Source organism: Brevibacillus porteri (genome assembly GCF_003013475.1).
Taxonomy (GTDB): domain Bacteria; phylum Bacillota; class Bacilli; order Brevibacillales; family Brevibacillaceae; genus Brevibacillus; species Brevibacillus porteri.
Window position 1 is genome coordinate 149,759 of the sequence record NZ_PXZO01000001.1, and the last position, 23,077, is coordinate 172,835.

Sequence of the window (23,077 nt, forward strand, 5' to 3'; positions counted from 1 at the left end):
TATGTATAGTGAAAATGGTCGCATTTTCTATTCTTTTCTATCATTCGGTTATCTCTTCCAGAAAATTGTGGTATAATCTACCACTAAGATAGAATGGCATAAAATCATTCAGCTTAGAATCGAGAGGAGAAAGTTTCATGAAACTAAACAAACGCTGGAGCAAGCTGACTCGCTTGGCGGGTACAGGTGCACTCAGTTTGGCGCTTTTGCTAGGGTATGTGCTTCCAGTCCACGGGCAGACGCCCGCAGCTCTCCCAATCAGCCCTTGGTCGGTAACAACGCTGAACGAAGGGGAGAAATACGGAATTTTTCCGTTGGAGTGGTATCAAGAGAGTTCTTTTCAGCAATCAATTCCTGCTGACAAATTTATTACCTTGATGGAGGGGACAGCGAAAAAGCTGGATCTTCTGGGACTGAAGAAAAAGAACGCTTCCTTATCCTTTCCGACTGATAAGGTCATTACGAGAGAAGCAGTCATTACTTCTTTATACAAACTCATGGCGAACTACGAACTGCCAGCAGCATTCGAAATGACCGGGGATAACCACCCGATTGACTACATGAAGAAAAAAGGCTTGGTCAAAGGGACAAGCGCTGGTCTCGAGCTGAATCAGCCAAGCACGGTTGAACAAGCAACGGTGATGGCCAGCCGACTGGTCGAGTTCGCATACGATACGGTGGGCGGCGGTGCCGAAGGTCTCATGTGGAAAGTGACCAACGGCAAAAACACCATGTACTTGCTTGGCTCAATTCACATGGGGATCGCAGATATGTATCCGATGCAAAAAGACATCCGGGAAGCGTATGAAGAGTCGGATGAACTGTGGGTGGAAGCCGATATTATCAACGGTGACACTGATTATATGACACAAAAAATGGTATACACCGATGGCACGACACTGAAGGATCATGTATCCGCTGAGACGTATCAAAAGGTGCAAAAATTGCTTACAAAGCTGCAACTGCCAGCCAATTCTTTTGACGCCTACAAGCCGTTTGCTGTTTCCTTGTCTGTGCCAACGCTTGGCTACGTGGACGGCGAAACGGATGTTCAGTTCGCAATGCTATCCGGCATCGACAGGTACTTCCTGACGAAGGCGATGCTAGACGAGAAGCCGATCAACGAGCTGGAAGGTATTAAGCTACAAGCGGACTTGCTGTCAGGTGTTCCTGCAGAGCAGCAGGAGAAAGAATTGAACATCATGTTAGATAGTGTTATGGCCGAAAAAGGGCTGGAAGAAAGCACAAAACTCTTAAAAGACATGCAGACAGAATGGGTAGAAGGCGATCTGAATGGATTTACCCAGATCATGACGACGCATGGCGATTTCGGTGAAGGCGAAGTGAATCAGCGTCTGCTCGGTGAGCGAGACAAAAACATGGCTATTAAACTCGCAGAAGTGTTGGAGAAAAAAGGGGAAACGACTTCTTTTGTCGTGGTCGGTGCTGCCCACTTCTCGATGAAAGGCATGGTTATCGATCACTTGAGGGCAAAAGGCTATGACGTGCAACAATTGAAATAAGAGCGAGAAAAGGAAGTGTCGGCCCAGGCTGGCACTTCCTTTCTTTGTTTTCCCGAGAAATTACTTACCTTGACAAGTGTTGCTAAGATTATCTAGCGGATAGTAAAATTATACTATCTTGGCTTACATAGGAGGTATTTTGCGTGGGCTTGTTTGATATGTTTAAGACAGACAAAGGGGAAGAAATGACCCCTCATTTTGGATTCGCATGCTCCTTGCTCTACATGATGAAATCGGATGGAGAAATGGACCACGAGGAAATCGGTCAATTGCTCGCTGTATTGGGCGGTGAAGAAAGCAACGGCGTGATTGGTGTAGGTGCTAATAACAGACAGTTGCTCGAAAACGCAATGAAATATACACGCAATAACTCTATCGAGAAGTTCCTGGGCGAAGTAACTCCATTGCTCACAGATGCTCAAAAAATGTGCATTCTGGTTAACCTGATCGATTCCTCCCTGGCAGATGGCCAACCTGAGCGTGAAGAGCAGGCGCTGTTTGGCAAGTTCTTGACTGCATTTGGTATTTCGGAGGATCGTTTCCGTCCATTCTTTGAAGTAATCGTGTTGAAAAATGACCGTGGTGTGTTCGTGAATCAAAACCATCCTAAGAACCAACCAGGTTACAGAGTGACGCTTCCTGTTTAATTTTGATACGAATTCAAAACCTTCTCATTTGAGAAGGTTTTTTTCGTTTTTAGAAAAAGACAGTTCCCTAAAAGAGCAATACAGAAGAAATGTCGCCGCTTTGATTGTGCTACGATCTGCTTAGGAAAAAAATGAAAGGTGGGACCCCCATGCGGAGTCAAATTTCCAAAACACGTCTGTGGATTGCACGGATTATGAGCGGACTTGTCATTCTTTTTATGCTTTTTGACGGCGTATTCAAACTCATCCAGCCTGCTCCTGTCGTAGAGGGAACTCTCGTACTTGGCTATGCGGAGCATCACATTGGCGTGATTGGAATTCTCGCCCTTGTATCAACGGTGTTGTATGCGATACCACGGACAGCGGTTTTGGGTGCACTTCTGTTAACTGGATTTTTCGGTGGGGTCATCGCTACCCAGATCCGTGTAGACGCGCCACTCTTTTCCCATACGCTGTTTGCTGTATACCTCGCAATTTTGATGTGGGGCGGATTGTGGCTGCGGGATGAGCGAGTGCGAAAACTGTTTATTTAGTGCAAAGCTGTAGCCACATCATCGGCTACAGCTTTTTCCATGATCCTATTTGGTTATAACCGTGAGTCTCCGGTATTCGTTGGGCAACAACCCGGTGCTTTTACGAAACAGCTGGGAGAAGCGACTGGAGTTATGGTAGCCCACGATATACGCAATCTGATTAATGTGTAAATCGGTGCTCGTAAGCAGTTGCTCGGCGTGATTCATTCGTTTGTTTTGGATATATGCGGTGATGGTGCATTGGTTCGCTTGCTTAAAGGTGTATTTCAGCTTGGTGAGTCCCATGCAGGCGATCCGAGCGAGGTGCTCTAAGTGTATTTCGGATGCGAAGTGATCGTCAATGTAGGCGGTCACAGCTGTCAGGCCGTCCAAGTCCTGTTGGGATATGCTTTTGGTTGGATGCGTTTTTTTGTGTGCTTTGGCTTTCTCCACGATCAGTGATACTGCTTCTGCGACTTTTCCCTCGTAGTACAGCTTTGCGGCAATTCCCGTTCCCCGAAAATTCCGTATCTGTCGGAGCACGAAAACAAGCTCCGCGAAATTCGTCATCCCATCTACCGTAATAAAGGACGAGCGCAGATCCTTATACTCTACTGGATATTTGCTTTTCAAATAATCCTCGTAATACTCCGGCATGATTTCAATAGCCGTCGAGCGAATGGGAATGTTTTTGCGATAACTGGCCCGATACAAATTGTTATAGCCGATATGGACGCGGATGCAGCCGCATGACAATCGTTTGTATGGGTTGAATTCTTCACCAGAGACGGAATCGTAATAATTGAAGCTCAGGTACTTGGGTTGCTGGAACTCCAGAAACAAATCCTCGTAAAAGACGAAATCTTGGATAGAAATCGAAAACAGGTTGTCACGGGTATAAGTCCAGTAGCGCCCTTGCCCTTTCTCTGGCAAAACAGAAAAGCAAACACCCTCGCGATTGTATGGACCGTGGTCGTCGTCACGATAAAAGCCGCATTGCATTAAACACGGCGTATGCAGTTCCGTCAAAATATCTTTCATTATAGTCACCACCCATGCCGTGATCGGACGAAAACATACTTCGAAAAGACGTATGTCTACCTGTCGTATTGCTAGAGATTATGATCATCATTATCATTACGATTTGTAAGGAGGACTTCAGCAATGTTCCATGTCCCCTTTATAAGGTTGTGTGTGATCTCGGTTGTAGGGGTGTTTGTCGGATGAAGGAAAAAGCTTATGAAAAAGAAACAGCGCGTACGAGACGTCTCGGTCCCAGAACGCATCTGTTGGTGCTGGTAATAGCGAGTATCTTGGCCATGACCGTTCGTGATGATATACAGGTGCACTTACTGGTGGCACTAAGTGTAGTGTACTTGGTATGGAATCACCTGTCCAGAAAGGCGTTTCAACTGGTTGTGTTCTATTGCGTGTGCATGGCTTTTGTGTTTTTCATGCCGAATGTGTTGGCATTGGGAACGATGAAGCTCATTGTCTACACGATGGTGAGAATGATGCCTGTCATCATGATCGGCACGGTTCTGATCTATACGCCACCTGGTAGTATCATGAGTGCGTTTGAGAAGATGTCAGTCCCCAAACCGATTTTGGTGATGATATGCATTTTGATCCGTTTTTTCCCCGTGGTCATTTTGGAAATGAAAGCGATTCGTGACGGGATCCGCGCCAGAGGGATTTTTCCGCATTGGTACAGCGTACTGAAGCATCCGGCCATGGCCTACGAATGTTTTTTTATGCCGTTGGTCGTCCGTTGCCTGAAGCTGTCGTCAGAACTGGCGTCGTCTGCTGAGCTCCGCGGCATCGAGTGCACAAACGCGCGGACCTCTATCTATCCAGTTGGCTTCAAGATCATGGATGGCATCGTCGTAGGGCTGTATGCGCTGATAGGCTCGGTAATTTACTGGACGGGAGGGATGATTTCGTGATCGAGCTAAACGATGTTACGTTTCATTATGGTCAGGAAGATGGGGGACATGACACGGAGACCGGCGTGAAAAAGATCAGCCTATCTGTAAAAGCTGGACAGTGTGTCGTACTATGTGGGCGGTCTGGCTGCGGCAAGAGTACGATTATGAGGCTGGTCAATGGTCTCGCACCGAATTTTTATGCCGGACGTCTCACGGGTGAGGTAAGCGTTGGCGGCAAAAGTCCTGCGAGCATGCTGCCCGAGGAACGTACCCGGCTAATGGGCGTCGTATTTCAAGACCCCCGCAGCCAATTTTTTATGGAAACCGTCCGGGATGAGCTGGCGTTTTCCGCAGAAAACATCGGCATGGCACCAGACGAGATTCGAAGCCGGATGGATAGGCAGGCGAGCCAGCTCGGGATTTCCCACTTGCTCGATACCTCTTTACATAAGCTGTCCAGCGGGCAAAAGCAACGGGTAGCGATAGCGGCCGCATCGGTTTTGACACCGCCACTTCTTTTGCTGGATGAGCCTACTGCGAATCTGGACGCTTCCTCTACGCAAAACCTGATTGAAATCGTAAGCAAGCTCAAGCAAAACGGTACCACCCTGCTCATCAGCGAGCATCGGCTCGTTCCTTTTCTACCCGTTGTCGATTTGTTTGTCTGCATGGAAAATGGCAAAATCGCACGTACGTGGACGAAGGACGAGTTCTGCCAATTGTCTCATGATGACGTGCGTATGTATGGTCTGCGCCATCCTGACATGACGCTTCCCGAGACAGCGAAGAAACGTGAGCAGCCAGAAATGTCCGAATTCACGGTGGAGGGTAAAGGGCTTAGCTATTTTTATAAAAAGAAAAACGACGGAATCACCGATATCGACATCTCGCTTCCACAGGGGAGTGTAACAGCGTTGACTGGAGAAAACGGTACGGGCAAGACGACGCTATGCAAAATTTTATGTGGTCTTCTTCGTGAGCGAAAAGGAACGATTGTCAGCCAAGGTCGTTCACTGTCCGCTAACAAAAGACGAGCTGTCAGCTATTTGGTGATGCAGGATGCGGACTACCAGCTCTACGCAGACAGTGTCGGAAACGAAATCGTGTTGGGAAAAACCTTGAATGAAGAGCTCCGCGAAAAGGCGTATGAAGCGATGGATGCTTTCGGTTTGCGCGAGCTTCGCCATCGGCATCCAGCGTCATTATCCGGTGGAGAGAAGCAGCGGGTCACGATGGCAGCCGCTTATTGCTCTGACGCAGAACTGATTGTGCTGGATGAACCGACAAGCGGACTTGACGGCGATGGAGTGCTGAAGGTGGCCGCATGGGTGAAACAGCTGGCTGAAGCAGGCAAAACGGTCGTCATGATCACGCATGACCAGATTCTTTCCAAGCTGGCATGTGATCAAGTGGTTGAGTTGCGGCTTACCCGAGATGTTGAAACGATTTTTGCGGAGCCAGGGATACGAACAACCGTTGAAACTGCCAATCGTTGACAGAAGAAAAAGCATGTGGTAGGATGGTCACAACTTATCAGGGACGGAGGGGTACGTGTGGCAAATTAATTTTTCGATACTTTATTCGCACAACACAATCAATGAAATAGCGTGAAAAGGCTATGTTGTGTGCATACGAATCGAAAAATGGATTGCCGCTACGGTAACCCAATTGAATCATGGGCAAATGGAGTGAGGAAGGCAAGCGTGATGACCGCCTCTATTTGCATGATCTGCGAAGAGAATGGAACCGATCTTTGTAAAATCAGATTTTGGTATCTGATTTTATGGTTTTCGTTTCTTCTTCCTTTTTCGATGACGTAAGCACAGGCAGTCTAGCCTGTGTTTTTTTATTTCCATTCGTTGAGGAGGAAAACAGACAATGGCAGAACAGATTTTAAAAGTGAACGGTGTAGAAATATGTGCGGAAAGCTTTGGGAAGCCCACAGATCCGGCGATTTTGCTGATTATGGGAGCCCAGATGTCCATGCTTTGGTGGGAGGAAGAATTTTGTCAGCGAATAGCCAAGGCTGGACGCTTTGTTATTCGTTTTGATAATCGGGATGTCGGACGCTCCACGACCTACGAGGTTGGGCAACCAGGCTATACATTTGAAGATATGGCGGATGACGCTGTTCACGTCCTAGATGCATTCGGTGTACAGCAGGCGCACGTCGTTGGTATGTCCATGGGCGGAATGTTGACGCAAATCATTGCATTGCGACATCCCGAAAGAGTTCGCACGATCATCTTGCATGCAACGTCGAATTTTGCCCCTGACCTACCACCAATCGATGAGAAGCTGATGGAGTTTTTCAGCAATATGGGTGAGATCAATTGGGAGGATGAACACGAGGTTTTAGCAGTTGCAGTGGCGAGTTCGAAAGTTTTGATCGGTTCCAAGCATCCTTTTGACGAGGCGCGCGTTCGTGAATTGGCCCAAATCGATATCGCCAGAAGCAACCATTATGCGAGTAAGAACAACCACGCCTTTGTGACGGCCAGTGAACCGTACCTGTTGCGGACAGCTGAAATCGCTGTGCCAGCTCTCGTGATTCACGGTACAGAAGACTTACTCATCCCTTTCGCGCATGCCTTACATCTTGCGAACAACATTCCGGGAGCAGTCTTGCTCACGTTGGAAGGGACAGGGCATGAGCTTCCACGTGGGGATTGGGATATCGTCATCGAAGCCATTTTGAAGCATACGAGCGGAAGACGGGTACGATTATAAATATCAGCTCGATTGCGGGCAAGAAAACATTCGCGAGATCGCGCTGGCTCCAACCAGACAGCAAGGTGGAGTACCAGAAATACGAGAACGAATTGAATCGTTACGAGAGCAGCAAGCCCAAGTTTCAACTCCAAAGCAGATAAACCGTGAGATGGATGAGAATAATAAAGATGCAATTATAGTATCTTTAAAACGTAAAATTAAGAAATTTGATGAAGAAAATAAAGAACTACGTGAGCAGTTAAAATTTGCTTATGCAGAGGTTTATAAAAAAATCTAAGGGAACATCGTTCCCTCCTTATTCAGCTAAAGGGCCATTTAATTGAATAACACTTTAATGAAAATTGGATATTTATGTTAGATTTTAGAAGAGATTGTGAAGTTTTGTACTTAAAGTAACGGGGCAGGTTAGCTGAAGAAGAACGTAGAATACTAAGGTGCAATGCTAGATGCTTAAGAGGCATTATTGTCTCTTAAGCATCTGGAATAATTGTAATAGCAACTGTTCGAACTGGAGTATCTTCTGCATTATTTTCACTTGTATTATGGTAGTACTTAATAATTAATTCGTTTAATTCATTTTGGAATTGCTTGAATTTTTCATCATCTAACGTTAACGCGGCTAAAGAAAAAGTAGCACTATCCTCTGAATTGTTTTGCTCTTCTAATTTTTTAAGATAACTTTGATATTGATACAAAAGAGATAATTGGTAGTAAGTAACATAATCAAGTTTCTGCTGTTGCGATGCTTTTTTCCATTCCTCCGCATCGATTCTAGCCTCATCTTCTTTTAAAGCATAATATTTTTCAGAAACTGATTTCACTTTTTTTTCTTTAATAACGTGAATAATTCCAGAATCCATCATAATTTGTAACTGTCTATATAGAGTTGCTTGAGGTACATCTTTAATGATTTTGACCATTTCTAAAGGTGTTAATCCATTTTCTTTATTTCTCATTAATGATTGGCAAATTTTCATTCTAACGGGATGCATTAAAACATCAACTTTATTGACCATAATATCCCCTCTTATTCATCCGGTTTTTCATTCCTATTATAAATAATGAGAATAATTATTGCAATCATTCAACTCTTATTTTATCATTATCGATAACGATAATAAAGTTTGGTTATGCAGAGTTAAATGCTCTTAAAGATATTGATTTTATAGCTTTTCTCTAAGGGCGTTAATCTAAGACTAATACTTTTATGAGAGGGGATACGAAAATGATAAAAAGAATAGGATTGATATTAACAGTTAGTATTATTATGTTTTTGACTGTTTTTGGACTAAGTACAAAACTTAGTTTTGCAGCGGAATTAAAGAAAATTAACGGGGAAACACCTTCGGGTATTCCATTGAATGAGATGGAAGAAAAGATAGATCAATATGTATCGAAGTATTTAGACAAAACAACACCAGGGGCTGCAATTGCAGTTGTGAAAGATGGTCAAATTATTCTCTCAAAAGGCTATGGATATGCGGATGTTGAAAAGCAAATTTCAGTTGATCCATCAAAGACAGTTTTTGAATGGGGATCCATAAGTAAATTATTCACTTGGACATCTGCAATGCAATTAGTTGAACAAGGTAAACTTGATTTAGATGAGGATATTAAAACATATCTACCTTCTGACTTTGCAAAAAAACTTAATTTCCAACAAACTGTTACAATGAGAGATCTTATGAATCATGCTGCTGGATTTGGAGACTACGCCTTTAATACAATTGCTTTTTCAAAGGATGGATTATTCCCTCTTGAAGAAGCATTACTACTTGATAAATCTAAACAGTATTATAAAGTGGGAACAGCTAGTTCGTATAGTAACTATGGAGCATCTCTTGCTGGTTATGTAGTGGAATGTATAAGTAAACAGCCATTTCATGATTATGAACGGGAACATTTATTTAATGTACTTGAGATGAATAATACAACGGGAAATACAACATTTGATGATAATAAAAAACTTTTAGAAACAAAAGCAAAGGGATATTTACCAAATCCAGAAGGAGGTTTCATACTTGGTAATTGGTCATATGTTTCTCATTATCCAGCAGGTTCTATAAACGGTACGGTAGAAGATTTGGCAAAATATGCAATTGCAATAACTCCAGAAAAAGGTCAAAAGTCACCACTATTTGATAATTCAGACACATTAGAAACTATGTTTTCACCAAGTTACAGTTTAGATGGAGAAATGGTTGGAACGGCACATGGTTTTTTTGAATATGTGGGAGAATACCGTACTATTGGTCATGGAGGTAATACTGCAACATTTTCAAGTCAATTTGCGATAGTACCTGAAGAAAGATTTGTAATTGTAATCCTTACAAATGCAAGTGCTGAAATGGACATTCTATTTGGAGTACAAGAATTGTTAATTGGTAAAAAGCATACAGAGAGTAAAGTTCCTTATCTAAAACTACCTTCTTCAAATGAAGTAGATGGAAAATATGTTCCATTTCAACGGCAAGAGGGGAATTTTTTAGAATTTGCAAATTATCAAAATTTATATACTGTTAGTGCAACGAACAAAAATGAAATCACAATGAGTTTAGGGCAATATAAAGGTACTTATGTACAGACGAAACCATATTATTATGAACTTGTTAAAGAAAATTTCCCTGTTTTTAGAAATGCGTATCCCATTTTACAATTCAAAATGGAAGAAGGCAAAGTGAAACAGATAATTGTAGGACATGGTATGGATTTATCTGAACTACTACCTGATAGAACAATCCCAGTTTTAATTGCTAGTGTTTTAGTATTATTAAGTACAACTCTGTATTTCTTAATTGCACCACTGATTTTACTCATTCTTAAATTTAAAAATAGAAAGAAACAATTAGAATTAGAAGATAAAAGATTTAATTTCTACTATTCAATGTTAATATTATGTGGTACAATAACTGTTTTAAACAATCTAATATGTATTACTAGAATTATGATGAATAAATTCCGTACCTTTGCGGAGGTCAAACCTCATCTTTTACTGAATTATCCTTTACTCGTATGTACAGTTATTGCAGCCTTCTTCTCTATCAAATATATGAGAAAAATAGTAAGTTCTAAAAAACGTAAAGTATTTTATTTTCTTACAATTACTTTGTTAACTTTATTATTTGCATTATTAATAGGATGGAATTTCTTTATTGTTGTATAAATAATTAGCTAACTATGATTGTCAGTGTTGTTGAACAATTTTATATGGAAAATCATGATAGAGAAGAATGGTAGAACCCACAAATTGGTGAAATAAATCAAATATTACAGTTCCGAGATTTTCATTAAAAAAGTTAACAGTACTTTATATAATTATCTTGTTCAGCTAACGGGGGCATTAGTTCAATAACGATCTTCAACAATCGGGCGCGCGTTTGTTTAACAACAAGTAAAAGGATGTCACATATTATACATGACTAATATGTAACATCCTTTATTTTTTATCACTTTATATAATTTAGGTCTTGATAACGTACGAAATCCGCGTTTTGTTGGTGGTACCCCAAGGTTAAAAATCGAAGAGGGTAACGAGAAAAAACGGAGTGGAAAACAGGAAGTAACCCTGCTTTCTCTCCGTTTTTTGTAGCGGAATGGCGTATTTCCTTCTGTGGAAGGAAACAGCACAATATTTATGGAATCGTTTTCGCTTATGCTCTCGGGCTAACGAGAATTTTTACCTGGTTTTTCTCTTTCAGCAGTGCTTCAAAACCATGCTCCACGATGTCGTCGAGCTTGATGCGCTGGGTGACCAGCTTGTCTGCCGGGAAGAAGCCCTTTTCCATCAGGCTGATGACAGCAGGGAAAACGTCGCGGTAGCCGATGATGCCTGTCATGCTGCGCTCTTTCATGACGATGTGATTCGGTTTGATGGACGCTTCTCTTTCGAAGATACTGACGATCATGATTTGTCCAGCGATTTTGGTAGATTCGATGGCTTGCGTGAGAACAGGAGGCACACCTGTGACTTCAAAGGCGATGTCTGCACCGCCATTTGTCCGGTTGTGAATTTCCTGGACTACGTCGTATTCTTTTGGATCGATGACGATGGCGCCCAGCTCAGCTGCCTTGTTTGTACGTTCGGGGGACAGCTCCACTGCATAAATCTCAGCCGCACCTGCTGCTTTCAATGCTTCGATGACAAGCAAGCCGATAGGACCGGCACCGAATACGACAGCTTTGTCACCGGCTTTCAACTGACTTGAACGGACTGCATAAAGGGCCACGGCAGATGGCTCAACAAGAGCGCCTTGCTCATAAGAGAGGCTGTCTGGGATTTTGTGGACCATGTGCTCATCGCAAGCCACGTATTCCGAGAAGCCACCGCCACCGCCGGCCAGACCGAGGAAGCCCATTTTTTCACAAAGATTGTATTTGCCTTGTCTGCACGCAGCGCATGTTCCGCAAGCGAAAACCGGCTCGACGACGACGCGATCGCCAACCTTGATAGTGTTCACGCCTTCCCCGATTTCCACCACTTGTCCGGAAAATTCATGCCCCATTACGATCGGGGCTTTTTCGCCTGTAAGCGGATGTTCAGCTCCCTGTGGGATGAAGATCGGGCCAGCCACGTATTCGTGCAAGTCGCTTCCGCAAATACCGCACCACTCGACTCTGATTTTCACTTTACCTTTGGACGCAATCGGTTCCGAAATGGTTTCCAAACGGAGGTCTTTCAAACCGTGCCAACGTAACGCTTTCATATCTGCCATCTCCTCGTTCGATTTGGATTCTATATGAAATTCAGCAAGTAAAATAGGAAACGTTTCCGAAAAATAATATGTCATAAGTTTGGCATCTTGTCAATTTGATTTCCTAGGCAAGAGCTGGGGGTGGTGTGCAATCAGTTGAGGAGAGGATGTTGATTCTCGCTATGTTGAGAAGATGTATACGTGTTGTGCAACAGGTGCGGGGTTGCCTGCCATGTTTTGCTCACGCCTCATTACCATTGGTTTTGTGTATGCTATAATAGCGGTAGGAAAACACATTTAAGCTCGGAAATATAGAAAACGATTCCGAAATGGAAAGGAAAGCAAGGCGTTGGATACAAAAAATAAAGTGACAATAGAAGACGTAGCGAAGAAGGCGGGCGTAGGAATCGCAACGGTATCGAGGGCCATCAATGACAGCGGGGGAATCAGTCCGAAGACGAAAGCGTTGATTCTGGACGTGATCGACGAGCTGGGGTTTATTCCGAACACTTCTGCGCAAAGTCTTAAGGTGCGCCAAACCTATCAAATCGCACTGGCTGTCCCTGACATTCGCAATGCGATCATTCCGGATATCGCCTGGTCGGTCGAGCAAGCGGCCAAGCAGCATGGCTACCGCGTCGTACAAATTAATACAGCAGGAAATGCCCGCATGGAGCTTGAGACTGTGCGTGAGGTCAAAAAGCTGCATGTAGACGGGCTGATTATCATGCCGCTCGCCTATCCAAAGACGTTGGTCCAGATGATTAACAAAGCGAGTGTTCCGGTTTCGATTATTAACTATGGAAAAAAGCTCGAAGACAATGTGAAAGCAGATGTGGTCAGCATGGCCCGCCAAGAAGGTCGACTCGTCATGGAGCATCTGATCAAAATTGGCCGTACGCGAATCGCTTACGCAGGTGCGCCAAAGGACAAGATCGAGGAGCGGTATTTTGCCTATGAGGCGTCGCTTCAGCACGTCGATCCTTCTCTGGTGTATTTTGGTGAGGACTTCTCGTTTGAGACGGGCCTGCGTGCTGCTGATTACTTTTTTAGTCTGAAAAACATGCCGGACGCTATCTATGCGGTCAATGACATGGTGGCAATCGGGATCGTGAATCGGTTCAAGGAGCTCGGAGTCCGCGTACCAGAAGATGTCGCGGTCGTGGGCATTGACAACAATGTGTGGACGACGATTACGACTCCGCAGATCAGCTCTGTTTCGATCATGGGGGAAGAGGTGGCACGGCTGGCGACTGAGCTTTTGCTGAAACGAATTCGTGAGCAGGGGGCAGGAGCGTACGAACGCGTACAGTTCGAGCCGCGGCTGATTGTCAGGGAGTCCAGTGTAGCGGTTATCCGTAAATCCTCGTTGGATACGTAGAGCATTTTCAGATGAAAAGCCGAGTGAAAGACAGGTGATCGGTGATGATACCTGGCGTTTACTCGGCTTTGACTTTAAGGCAATATGGCAAACGAACGAACAGGAAACCCGGAGGCTTTTTCAGGCTTTGGTGTAATGTTTACAATGACAGCACTTTTTGCTGGGAGCTTATCGAGATTTTTGAGCAGCTCTACTTGATAGGTGTCTTGATCGAGCACGAAATATTCACCCAAAAGCGCTCCGTTTTTTCGGTAATCGATCGTCGCATCCGTATCGAAGGTTTCGTGACCGACTGCTTTGATTTGTCTTTCCACGAACAAAAATTTCAAAGCCTCCAAGGACCAGCCAGGAGCGTGATTGTTGCCATCTGCATCCTTATTGTTGAAGGCATCCACATCTGGCCAGCGCTTGCTCCAATCTGTACGCAAGGCGACGAAGGAGCCGCTCTCAATTTGACCATGCTCGGTTTCAAATTGCAAAATGTCTTCCACGGATAGCGAATAGTCGTTGTTGACTTCGGCTTCTTTTGATTTGTCGATGACGACGAGCGGCAATACGAGTTCCTTCAGCTCGATCTCGTCCAAGTAACGCTTGTTGCGCACAAAGTGAATCGGTGCATCCAAGTGGGTACCGTACTGTCCAGGAAAAGAGAAGCGCTGGGCAAAGAAGCCGTCGTCATGTGTGAAAAGCGTCTGGAATTCGGCGGCGTCAAAGGCGTGGAAGTGCGGAGATTCCGGACCGAATGTGTGCGTGAGATCGACCCATTCTTTTTGTTTTAACAGAGTAATTGCTTGAATCAAATCGTTTGCCATGTGCCCACCTCGTTATTGTTTTTAGAATTTTCGCACTTGTAAAACCGAGTTTATCCAATACTTTATCCGTTCTAATTCCGAGTGTCAATATCGCAATAATATGAATGAATGGTTTAACAAAAAATAGCAATCGGGAAGAAGCATTCGAGCATGATTCTGCTATTCTTAAAAGGAGAAGAATGAGTATCATCCAACCAAAACGCGAAGGAGAAATTCCCATGACAAAAGAGCTTTGGATCAATTTGCCCGTCAAGGACCTCGAAAAGTCCAAATCATTTTTTGCCGCACTCGGATTCTCTTTTCATCCTCGCCATGAGAATAGCAAAGAGATGGCGGGCTTGGTGATTGGTGAGAAAAACATGCTCATTATGCTGTTTCCAGAGGCTACCTTCCAAACCTTTACGCAAAATGAGCTGGCAGATACGAAGCGCGGAACGGAAGTGTTGTTTTCGATCGATGCCGAGAGCAGGGAAGAAGTGGATGAATTGGTGGGTAAGGTGATAGACGCTGGGGGCACTGTTTTCAGTGAGCCGCGGGAGCATGGTCCGGGGATGTACGGGGCAGGCTTCGCTGATTTGGATGGTCATCGGTGGAATGTACTGTATATGGAGATGAGACTGATATCGACAGAATAGAGAATCGTACCCCTGAGAAATCAGGGGTTTTTGCATGAACAAGTAAAAAATTCATGTTCTATTAAGGTTGTATAGAAATGTGATTAAGATTGGTCGTTTACTCTTCTAGAGAAGGAAATAAGGGTAAAGGAGAGGAGCAATCTTATGAAAATGTTTTCGAAGTTACAGACATTAATGGCGACTGTACTTGTAACTACTATGAGCGTCAGCCTTGTAAGCGGAGTTGTTTCTCCAACCAAAGTGTTCGCATCTTCTGTATCTGGGCCGGATGATCCGAGAGAGGTAGAGCAATTTGCAGATGAATTTTTTAACCGGTCTGAAATTAAGAACACCATGGCAGGAGCTACGTTTGTAGTTGTAAAAGGAGACAAGGTCCTTTTTAAAAAAGGGTATGGATATGCGGATGTAGAGAAGAAGATTCCGGTCGATCCTGATCGCACCGTATTCCGTGTAGCGTCAGTATCCAAGGTTATTACAGCTACAGCCGTTATGCAACTGGCGGAGCAAGGAAAAATAGATTTGAACAAAGATGTATCCGCATATATGGGGGGTGCCCGGATTCCGAATAAGACAGGCACTCCTCTAACAATGGAACATCTGTTAATGAACGCCACTGGATTTGACTATGGAGACACTTCTGACTCTTCAACAACCGACTTGAAACGGGAGGTTTCTTTAAAGAAATACGTTATGGACAATCTCCCAAATGTCATTCGCAAGCCAGGAGAGTTTTACAGATATGACAACCTCGGCTTCACCATTCAAGGTTATATTGTAGAACAAGTAGCAGGAAAGCCATTTGGAGAATACGTGAAGGAACGCATCTTTAAGCCACTTGGCATGGAAAATAGTGATTTTCGACTTACACCATCAATAGTCAAAGAGTTGGCTGTACCTTATAATCTTATTGGACAGCCGATCCCGACTTATGCAATGGTACCAACTGAGCTTCCTGATGGTGGTATGCTCTCAACTGGTTCTGATATGGCTAAATTCATGATTGCTCATCTCAATAAAGGAAAGCTTGGGAATGCGACGATTATGGAAGAAGAAACGGCGGCAGAAATGCATAGACCTCATCTTTCCGTGCATCCAAAGCTGAATAACATGGCGCTTGGTTTCGAATATGCCAACCAGCAAAATTACAATGGACATTATGTTATTGAAAAAGCAGGGGATTTACAAGGATACCATACCGGGATGTGGTTGATCCCGGAAGAAAAAGTGGGAGTATTTGTTACAGTCAATAAGGACTTCGAAATTCGTAAGCCTTTGATTGAAGCGTTTATGGATCATTACTACCCGAAAAATGAGCAGAAAAGGGAAGCGTTTGAGTTAGCGAAACAAGAACTCACGAAGTTTGAAGGGACATACAGCGATTTGCGAAATCGGATGTGGACGACTCGTATACGTGCTGAAGGCGGCAAACTCATTGTAAAAGACCCGCTGGGAGAACATGTCCTATATGAGGTGGAGCCACTCTTATTCCAGGATGAACAAGGTATTAAAGCTGCTTTTAAGCTGAACGATCACGGAGATGTGCAGGCTTTCTATTACGATTCAAAATCAGATAGTTGGGCAGAAAAATTGCCTGAGCCGCAACGTTATCAGGATGTGGGGAATGACCATCCATATGCGTCCTATATTAATCACCTGCGCCAGATCGGTGTCTTTGCTGATATGGAAGGAGACAATCGCTTTTCGCCTGAACAACAGATAACAAAAGGGGAGTTTGTTGGCTGGTTCATCAAGTGGAGTGGCATTGCCCCATCAAAGCATAAACCGATTTACACGGATCTTTCAGGTAACAAGTATGCGCGGGAAATTCAAGCAGCTTACGAGTTAGGTTTACTAAAAGCATCTGCAGATGGCAAATTTTATCCGAACGAGCCATTGACGCGTCAAGAAGCAGCAACCATCGTATGGCGCATGGCATTTGGCTATCTTCATGCAGAGCCGAAAAAAGCCAAGTTGAGTGGTAGGACAGATGCTTGGGCTTTAGAGGGAGTCCATTTCGTAGTGGCAAAAGGATTATACGGACCAGAAGTGGTGAAAGGCAGAGATGGTAGTGTCGATTATAAATCAGAGCAGCTGATGGTAAGGAAAGAAGCGGCTGCGTTACTATCTCGGTTTGCAGACCAATTATTTTAGTGTACAACAAGCCGTGACTTCTTGTTTGTGCTTCGTTGCGACATGAGGCGATGGAGGGAAATACAATCAAAACGATACTGATCATCGACGATGAAGCACAAATTCGTGAACTACTCAGTATTTATTTGAAAAATTACGGGTTTGCTACTTATGAAGCAGGTAATGGGGTTGATGCGCTGGCTGTATTCTCAAACGTGCAAATCGATCTGGTTATTGCTGATATTATGATGCCGATGATGGATGGATACGAGTTATTAAAAAAGATGCGACATATTTCCGAAGTTCCGTTTTTGTTCCTGTCCGCGAAATCGGACGATATGGATAAAATTATTGGACTGCAGCTTGGCGCTGACGACTATGTGGGGAAGCCTTTTAACCCCATAGAAGTCGTCAGCAGAGTTCAAGCGTTATTCAGAAGAATGGATGTATTTTCTAAAGGTGAAAAGCAGAACCATGAAATCATACAAATTGGCGATGTCATGCTCGATTTGGTGAGCTGTAAGCTGTACAAAAATGGACAGCAGAAAGAAGTGACATCGTACGAGTTCAAGATTTTGTCTTTACTGATGAAGCATGCGGGGAGAGTTTTTACAAAAGCATCCATTTACGAGCATGTTTGGGGGCAGGAATACATAGGGGATGAAAACCTCATCATGGTCTATATCAGCAAACTCAGGGAGAAGATTGAGGATAACCCAAGAAAGCCAGTTTATCTTATTACGATCAGGGGGTTAGGCTACCGTTTTGAAAAAAAATGAGAGCATCCCCGACAAGCGGCCGTTAAAACAACTGTTTTTTCGGCACTATGTTGTGATAAGCGGTTTGTTCTTATGCACGATTATGATTGCTCTTTTGGGGACAGACCTGTTGATGGAAAACTATTTTGATAAATCGCCTGATTTGACCCGAGTGGACGGCAGTAAAATATACCAGTACCCTTTTGAAAAGATTGATGGTCGGTTGTTAGACGAGTACGGCGGCTGGTTCGAGATCGTGGATGAATCGGGGACAGTCATCTATGTAAAAGGCAACAAGGAAGACAATATCATGACATATAGCGATGGAATGCTGTACGCTAAAGTGGACATACTGCGAAATGATGATTCAATTTTCTACCATGCCTATCGAGCGCAAGGGCCAGAGGGTGAAAACTATGTTCTGTTATGGAAAATTCCTCAGCGGTTGGAAAATATTCCATTGGCACTTGGAATCTTAATAGCGTTGTTTGTCGTTCTGTTGTTCATCGCCCTTTATTTCTACACCCGGTACTCCGTCTTGCAGATGAAGAAGCCTCTCCGGCAAATTGTAGAGGGCATTAAGGAAATGGAAGGCTTCAATTATCAGAAGAGGCTTACATTTTCGGCTGAAATGGAATTTGCAGAAATCCGAGAAGCATTTAACGGAATGGCAGAACGACTACAGCAGACCTCGGCAGAGAAAGAAGCGGTAGCGAACAACAAAAGAAACATGCTGTTGCATTTGTCTCATGATCTGAAAACACCGATTACCTCTGTATTCGGGTATTCTCAGTTGTTGCTGGATAGGCCGGAGCTAGAAGAAGAGCAAAGGCGTCAGTATGTTCAATATATTAACGACAAATCGTCTTATATGGCCCATTTGATTCAAAATTTGTTCGAACTGGCAAAGCTGGAAGACCAGCACGTGAGACTGGATCAAGAAAAGGTGAATATTAGTAAGTGGTTTATGCAGCTTGTTGCGGAATTTTATCCGGAAATAGAAGATAGGGGATTTCAGTTGGAAGTGAAAATTCCAGAGGAGCCGCTGTTTGTCATGTTCGACAAAATGCATATGAACCGCGTTATTACGAATTTGATCGGTAACTCGCTAAAACATAATCCGCCGGGAACGCAGCTATTCGTTTCATGCGAGAAAATAGAGACCGGCGTTGTTCTGTGGTTGGGTGATAACGGTACAGGTGTTCAAGAGAATGTTAGGGAACACATTTTTGAAGAGTTCATAAAAGGGAGTAATCCTGTGAAAGATAGCACCGGACTCGGTCTAGCCATTTGTAAAAAAATTATAACGTTACATCAGGGGACCATTCATTTGGAGAGGAATCAACGGTATACGACTCTTTTTAAAATAACTTTGCCTCTTGAATGAGCGGTACTCTTCTTGCGGCTGTCACGACGGTCGTTTTTATCATCTATTGGTGCGTCAGGTGGTACAAGGCTGGGTGCGATGCAGATGGAGTAAAGAAGAAATGGCGGAAAAAGGAGCCTTCCAAATAGGAGGACTCCACATCACTTCCCAACGTGTTATCTTTTTTTGGATAGATGAATAATATATCCTCTTTCTCTTGTCTCCATCGTACATTTCCATCAATGGTTGATAGGCCCAATGGTTTTCTGGGACATCTTTAAACTTGATATAAACCATAACGGTTAACTAGGCTCTGTCAATCGCCTCATTCGGTCTGAAGGCCCCGTTGGAATAACCGCTTAATACACCTTTTTTACCATGAAATCAACTGATTCCCGAGCCCAATGTCCATCCGGGATATCGCTGAACTGACTGGCTTGTACAGGCACGGGAGTTGAACCCTTCCCTATTTCTGCTTAAACATTGGAGCTATACACAGGCTGATGTCAGGAAAAGATGCAAATGGTATGCTGGAGGGGTAAGGCAGGATTGGAGAAGGGAATGGTGTTATGAAAAGAGCACGCAAAATCACCTCCTAAAATCAGTAGCTTTAGATTTTAGGAGGGATATCCAATGAAATTTCAGCGAATCGATCTAGATAAATGGAACAGAAAGCCGTATTTTGAGCATTATCTGAACCGAGTGAATTGCACCTTTAGTATAACGGCCAACATTGATATATCGGAATTGCTTCCTGCCCTGCGGCAAAAGGGGATGAAGCTGTACCCGGCTTTTCTGTATATGGTGACGAACGTTGTCAATGCGCACCGCGAATTTCGGACTTCTTTTCATACAGATGGCGAGTTGGGCTACTGGGAGAGAATGATAGCCAGCTATACTTTTTTTCACCAAGATGATCAAACTTTTTCTACGATGTGGACGGAATTCGCTGACGAGTTCCCTGTGTTTTATCAAAATTACGTAGCAGATATGAAAAGGTACGGGGACAACAAAGGTTTTGTAGCGAAAGAACCGGAACCGCCTTATACTTTCCCTGTCTCGTGTATTCCCTGGGTTAGCTTCAGTGGATTTAATCTGAATATTTCGGGAGATGGGCGGTATTTGCTGCCAATCATTACAAGTGGAAAGTATTTCGAGCAAGAAGGCAAAACGTTATTGCCAGTTTCTTTGCAGGTCCATCATGCGGTTTGTGATGGATACCACGCCAGCCTGTTCATCAATGACTTGCAAAAATGGGCAACAAATTACAAGGAATGGTTAGGTGTTGAGTGAATTGGCTCGTTTGGTATGCTTCTCCTTTCTAATCTCTTCCAATCATTTATAATAACGGTAGGAGAACTGGGAGGAGAAGGAATGAACAAAGAATTGGTAGGAAAAATCTTCGGCTGTATTGTTTTGGGTGCGATCATCACGGTGATCGGAGTCGTGGCGATGGTGATGACTGCTCTGAACGCCCAGGGAAGAGTTTATTGCCTTCTCGTTGCTGTCACGACGTTCGTTTTTATCATCTACATCATCGGCCAAATGTTCGCCCCGCAAAAGAGTCGGTTATGGAACCGAGCCCTCTTTGTCTATTTTCTCTTTTGTACGCTGCCAGTTGCAGGATTTGAGATCAGCAGCTATTACCATAACAGCATTCCTGTGGTCAGTGAGGCAGAGGTCGATCTGGATCAGTATAAACCGTTCGGCACAGACTCCAAGGTTCATAAACTGGATCAACCAGCGACACTGTCGTTACAGTCTGATTTGCCCAAAATAGATGGGGCGATTGCCTTGTATCCTCTTTACGCTTCTTTTGTGCAGGCTGTTTATCCCGAGAAGGATTACGACCTTTACGACAGCGAAGTCATGGTAAGCAAGACGCCAAAAGCGTACGAAAACTTACTGGATGGCAAGGTCGATGTCATCTTTGCTGCAGGTCCTTCTGAGGAACAGCTCCTAGCAGCAAAAGAAAAAGGCGTAGAGCTTAAACTGACACCAATCGGTAGGGAAGCCTTTGTCTTTTTCGTCAATGCAGGGAATCCTGTTCAAGGACTCACTACCCAACAGATTCAGGATATCTATGCGGGAGACATCATTTCTTGGGATGAAGTCGGGGGCGGCTATGAGCTCGTTCGCGCCTTTCAGCGACCAGAAAACAGCGGGAGTCAGACGATGCTGCAGAAGATCATGGGGGATAGGGAGCTCATGACCGCGCCACAAGAAGACGTGGTAACAGGAATGGGTGGAATCATCGAGCAAACAGCCAACTATAAAAATTACTCGAATGCCATCGGTTACTCGTTCTTGTTTTATGCCACTGAAATGGTGCGAAACGGAAACATTCGTCTACTCGCAATTGATGGGGTTGCGCCTAATAAGGAAACGATAAAAAACAGAGCGTATCCGTTTGCGGCCGAGTTTTACGCAGTGACAGCTGGGACGGACAATCCGAATGCAGAGAAACTGATCGAATGGATTTTGTCTCCACAGGGACAAGAATTAGTAGAAAAAACGGGCTATATTCCGGTGAAATAATAAGCAGCATATAAAGCAGACCCTTGGGCAATTGACCCGAGGGTTTCTTCTTCGTTCTCTCTTTGTCTCGATCTGGGGATCGTGAGCTGGTTCATTATCACTTTCACTCCGTACCGATCAGCTTAGAAGGAAATTTGAAAAAATTAGACGGATTCGTGAAACGATTATTTGAATACCGTATTTCAAAATAGGAGAGGACGGGAATTTTGAAATTACTCTATCACCGAAGTTATTCTGCTATCAATAAGGCGAGAAACTCTGTAAGAAACAGGAAGGAAGCCTTGACGGGGCCAATAGCGTGAAGATTGTAAATTCGTTTCTCTCCAATCTGTCATGCAGTAGACATATCCTTTTTTCTTCGCATGGGCAAGTCCATGTAGTGTAAGTGCATAATTGATACCTTGTCCGCGATATTGATCTAGAGTACCAGCAACTCCTAATTCAACACAACGATCCGGTACATTCAAATTTACATCACTTTTATCTAAGGGGAAATATCCTTGGAAAGAAACAATTTTTCCATCTTTTAAGGCAATCCAGAAATCGACATCATGATCATCAAGGAGACCTGCATAGCCTTTACGTAATTCCTGAGGGTCATCACGTAAAGAATAACCAAAAACGGGTGCCTTATTTTGATGAGTTCTAATAATATTTGCAATATCCTCTACCAAACTACGATCTTCTGGGGATGCCAAGCGAATTTCAACATCTGGAATGCTCAAGGGAAGGGGAGATTCCCAATCAAGTAATGAGAGGAATGCATGTGTTTGTTCAAAGCCAAATCCTAAACGGAACCAAGAATGAAGTAATTCCGGTTGACTGGCTGGAATTAGCGCAATATGACTGAAATATCCCTCATCTACCCATAGTTGAGAAGCCTCTGAATAAAGATCTCTATATAATTCAACGGAGGTATTGCGAGAAATTGCATGCCCCTCCAAATTCATCCAGACATGTCGATCCCGAAGAGGGTTTTCAATCTTTTGTCCAATTAGGTATCCGATTAATTTACCATCTTCAATTGCTGCGACTCCGCTACTGTTTGGTTTTGACCATATCGTTTTAACAGCAGTCGTTGCATAATTTTCATCTTCACATTCAATTGGTAGTACCGAAAGGATTTCTCGATCTAGTTTATGACGTTTGGACAATAGTTGCCCAGCCTCTGAGATTAACTCATCAGTAAATGGTATGAAATACATGAAATGGACACCTCTGTTTTTTATCATCATAAAGCTGCTCTTCATCTATTGCAATTCGTTTCCTTAATCCAACTGGTCAAGCGTACCTCTAACCCTCAATTTGAGTGAAACCAAGACTATTACCATACTGCTTTTTACTACTATGTCCCGGCCATTTTACCAAGTTGACTAGATGAAGTTCCATTTTGTTAAAGTTGGATTACTTCCTGGATAGGCGC

19 protein-coding genes and 1 pseudogene are annotated in these 23,077 nt (G+C 43.7%); 15 read left to right on the forward strand and 5 right to left on the reverse strand.

The window, feature by feature from the left end; translation table 11 throughout:
- Positions 1-137: 137 nt before the first annotated feature.
- From C7R92_RS00695 to C7R92_RS00705, 3 genes are all read left to right on the forward strand, one after another.
- Positions 138-1,523: a TraB/GumN family protein gene (locus C7R92_RS00695; RefSeq protein ID WP_106832868.1), complete on the forward strand. Its 1,386-nt coding sequence runs from the start codon at positions 138-140 to the stop codon at positions 1,521-1,523.
- A gap of 143 nt (positions 1,524-1,666) precedes the next feature.
- Entirely contained in the window at positions 1,667-2,170 is a 504-nt protein-coding gene (locus C7R92_RS00700; RefSeq protein WP_106832869.1) for a tellurite resistance TerB family protein, read from the forward strand.
- Positions 2,171-2,319: 149 nt separating this feature from the next.
- Entirely contained in the window at positions 2,320-2,703 is a 384-nt protein-coding gene (locus tag C7R92_RS00705; protein ID WP_106832870.1) for a DoxX family protein, read from the forward strand.
- A 45-nt stretch (positions 2,704-2,748) separates the two neighbouring features.
- On the opposite strand, the gene C7R92_RS00710 is transcribed toward C7R92_RS00705, so the two are convergent.
- A complete protein-coding gene (locus C7R92_RS00710) occupies positions 2,749-3,723 on the reverse strand; it encodes a helix-turn-helix domain-containing protein (protein WP_106832871.1) in 975 nt (324 codons plus the stop codon).
- A gap of 182 nt (positions 3,724-3,905) precedes the next feature.
- On the opposite strand from C7R92_RS00710, the gene C7R92_RS00715 reads away from it, so the two are divergent.
- The 4 genes and pseudogenes from C7R92_RS00715 to C7R92_RS00730 form a co-directional block, all read left to right on the forward strand.
- Entirely contained in the window at positions 3,906-4,628 is a 723-nt protein-coding gene (locus C7R92_RS00715; protein WP_106832872.1) for an energy-coupling factor transporter transmembrane component T, read from the forward strand.
- A complete protein-coding gene (locus C7R92_RS00720) occupies positions 4,625-6,106 on the forward strand; it encodes an ABC transporter ATP-binding protein (protein ID WP_106832873.1) in 1,482 nt (493 codons plus the stop codon). The genes C7R92_RS00715 and C7R92_RS00720 overlap by 4 nt, the downstream gene beginning before the upstream one ends.
- Positions 6,107-6,488: 382 nt before the next feature.
- A complete protein-coding gene (gene mleBRB / locus C7R92_RS00725) occupies positions 6,489-7,340 on the forward strand; it encodes a BRB family alpha/beta fold macrolide esterase (protein WP_106832874.1) in 852 nt (283 codons plus the stop codon).
- Between the two features lie 76 nt (positions 7,341-7,416).
- Positions 7,417-7,620: pseudogene (locus C7R92_RS00730) on the forward strand (DUF6262 family protein); the annotation flags it as partial.
- A gap of 193 nt (positions 7,621-7,813) precedes the next feature.
- On the opposite strand, the gene C7R92_RS00735 reads toward C7R92_RS00730, so the two are convergent.
- Positions 7,814-8,359, reverse strand: a complete 546-nt coding sequence (locus C7R92_RS00735) for a helix-turn-helix domain-containing protein (protein WP_069845879.1) — start codon at positions 8,357-8,359, stop codon at positions 7,814-7,816.
- A gap of 209 nt (positions 8,360-8,568) precedes the next feature.
- On the opposite strand from C7R92_RS00735, the gene C7R92_RS00740 reads away from it, so the two are divergent.
- Complete coding sequence (locus C7R92_RS00740) at positions 8,569-10,506, forward strand: serine hydrolase domain-containing protein (RefSeq protein ID WP_158265715.1); 1,938 nt, start codon at positions 8,569-8,571, stop codon at positions 10,504-10,506.
- A gap of 487 nt (positions 10,507-10,993) precedes the next feature.
- On the opposite strand, the gene C7R92_RS00745 is transcribed toward C7R92_RS00740, so the two are convergent.
- Positions 10,994-12,046, reverse strand: coding sequence for a 2,3-butanediol dehydrogenase (locus tag C7R92_RS00745; protein WP_106833071.1), 1,053 nt, complete (start codon positions 12,044-12,046; stop codon positions 10,994-10,996).
- 337 nt (positions 12,047-12,383) lie between these two features.
- Here C7R92_RS00745 and C7R92_RS00750 point away from each other — a divergent pair, with 337 nt between their 5' ends.
- Positions 12,384-13,415, forward strand: a complete 1,032-nt coding sequence (locus tag C7R92_RS00750) for a LacI family DNA-binding transcriptional regulator (protein WP_016740977.1) — start codon at positions 12,384-12,386, stop codon at positions 13,413-13,415.
- Positions 13,416-13,489: 74 nt separating this feature from the next.
- Here the strand turns inward: C7R92_RS00750 and C7R92_RS00755 are convergent, their stop codons facing one another.
- Positions 13,490-14,227, reverse strand: coding sequence for a cyclase family protein (locus C7R92_RS00755; RefSeq protein WP_106832877.1), 738 nt, complete (start codon positions 14,225-14,227; stop codon positions 13,490-13,492).
- Between the two features lie 218 nt (positions 14,228-14,445).
- Here C7R92_RS00755 and C7R92_RS00760 point away from each other — a divergent pair, with 218 nt between their 5' ends.
- From C7R92_RS00760 to C7R92_RS00790, 6 genes are all read left to right on the forward strand, one after another.
- Complete coding sequence (locus C7R92_RS00760; protein WP_106833072.1) at positions 14,446-14,862, forward strand: VOC family protein; 417 nt, start codon at positions 14,446-14,448, stop codon at positions 14,860-14,862.
- Positions 14,863-15,006: 144 nt separating this feature from the next.
- Positions 15,007-17,013: a serine hydrolase domain-containing protein gene (locus C7R92_RS00765; protein ID WP_106832878.1), complete on the forward strand. Its 2,007-nt coding sequence runs from the start codon at positions 15,007-15,009 to the stop codon at positions 17,011-17,013.
- 50 nt (positions 17,014-17,063) lie between these two features.
- Positions 17,064-17,771, forward strand: a complete 708-nt coding sequence (locus C7R92_RS00770) for a response regulator transcription factor (RefSeq protein WP_208636175.1) — start codon at positions 17,064-17,066, stop codon at positions 17,769-17,771.
- A complete protein-coding gene (locus tag C7R92_RS00775; protein ID WP_106832880.1) occupies positions 17,758-19,137 on the forward strand; it encodes a HAMP domain-containing sensor histidine kinase in 1,380 nt (459 codons plus the stop codon). The genes C7R92_RS00770 and C7R92_RS00775 overlap by 14 nt, the downstream gene beginning before the upstream one ends.
- Positions 19,138-19,749: 612 nt before the next feature.
- Entirely contained in the window at positions 19,750-20,409 is a 660-nt protein-coding gene (gene catA / locus C7R92_RS00785; RefSeq protein ID WP_106832881.1) for a type A chloramphenicol O-acetyltransferase, read from the forward strand.
- Between the two features lie 81 nt (positions 20,410-20,490).
- The gene (locus C7R92_RS00790) at positions 20,491-21,654 is read left to right on the forward strand and encodes a PstS family phosphate ABC transporter substrate-binding protein (protein ID WP_106832882.1); all 1,164 of its coding nucleotides are present in this window, start codon (positions 20,491-20,493) and stop codon (positions 21,652-21,654) included.
- A gap of 212 nt (positions 21,655-21,866) precedes the next feature.
- On the opposite strand, the gene C7R92_RS00795 is transcribed toward C7R92_RS00790, so the two are convergent.
- Positions 21,867-22,889 (reverse strand): GNAT family N-acetyltransferase, encoded by a 1,023-nt coding sequence (locus C7R92_RS00795; RefSeq protein ID WP_244195604.1) that lies wholly within the window; start codon positions 22,887-22,889, stop codon positions 21,867-21,869.
- Positions 22,890-23,077: the final 188 nt, after the last annotated feature.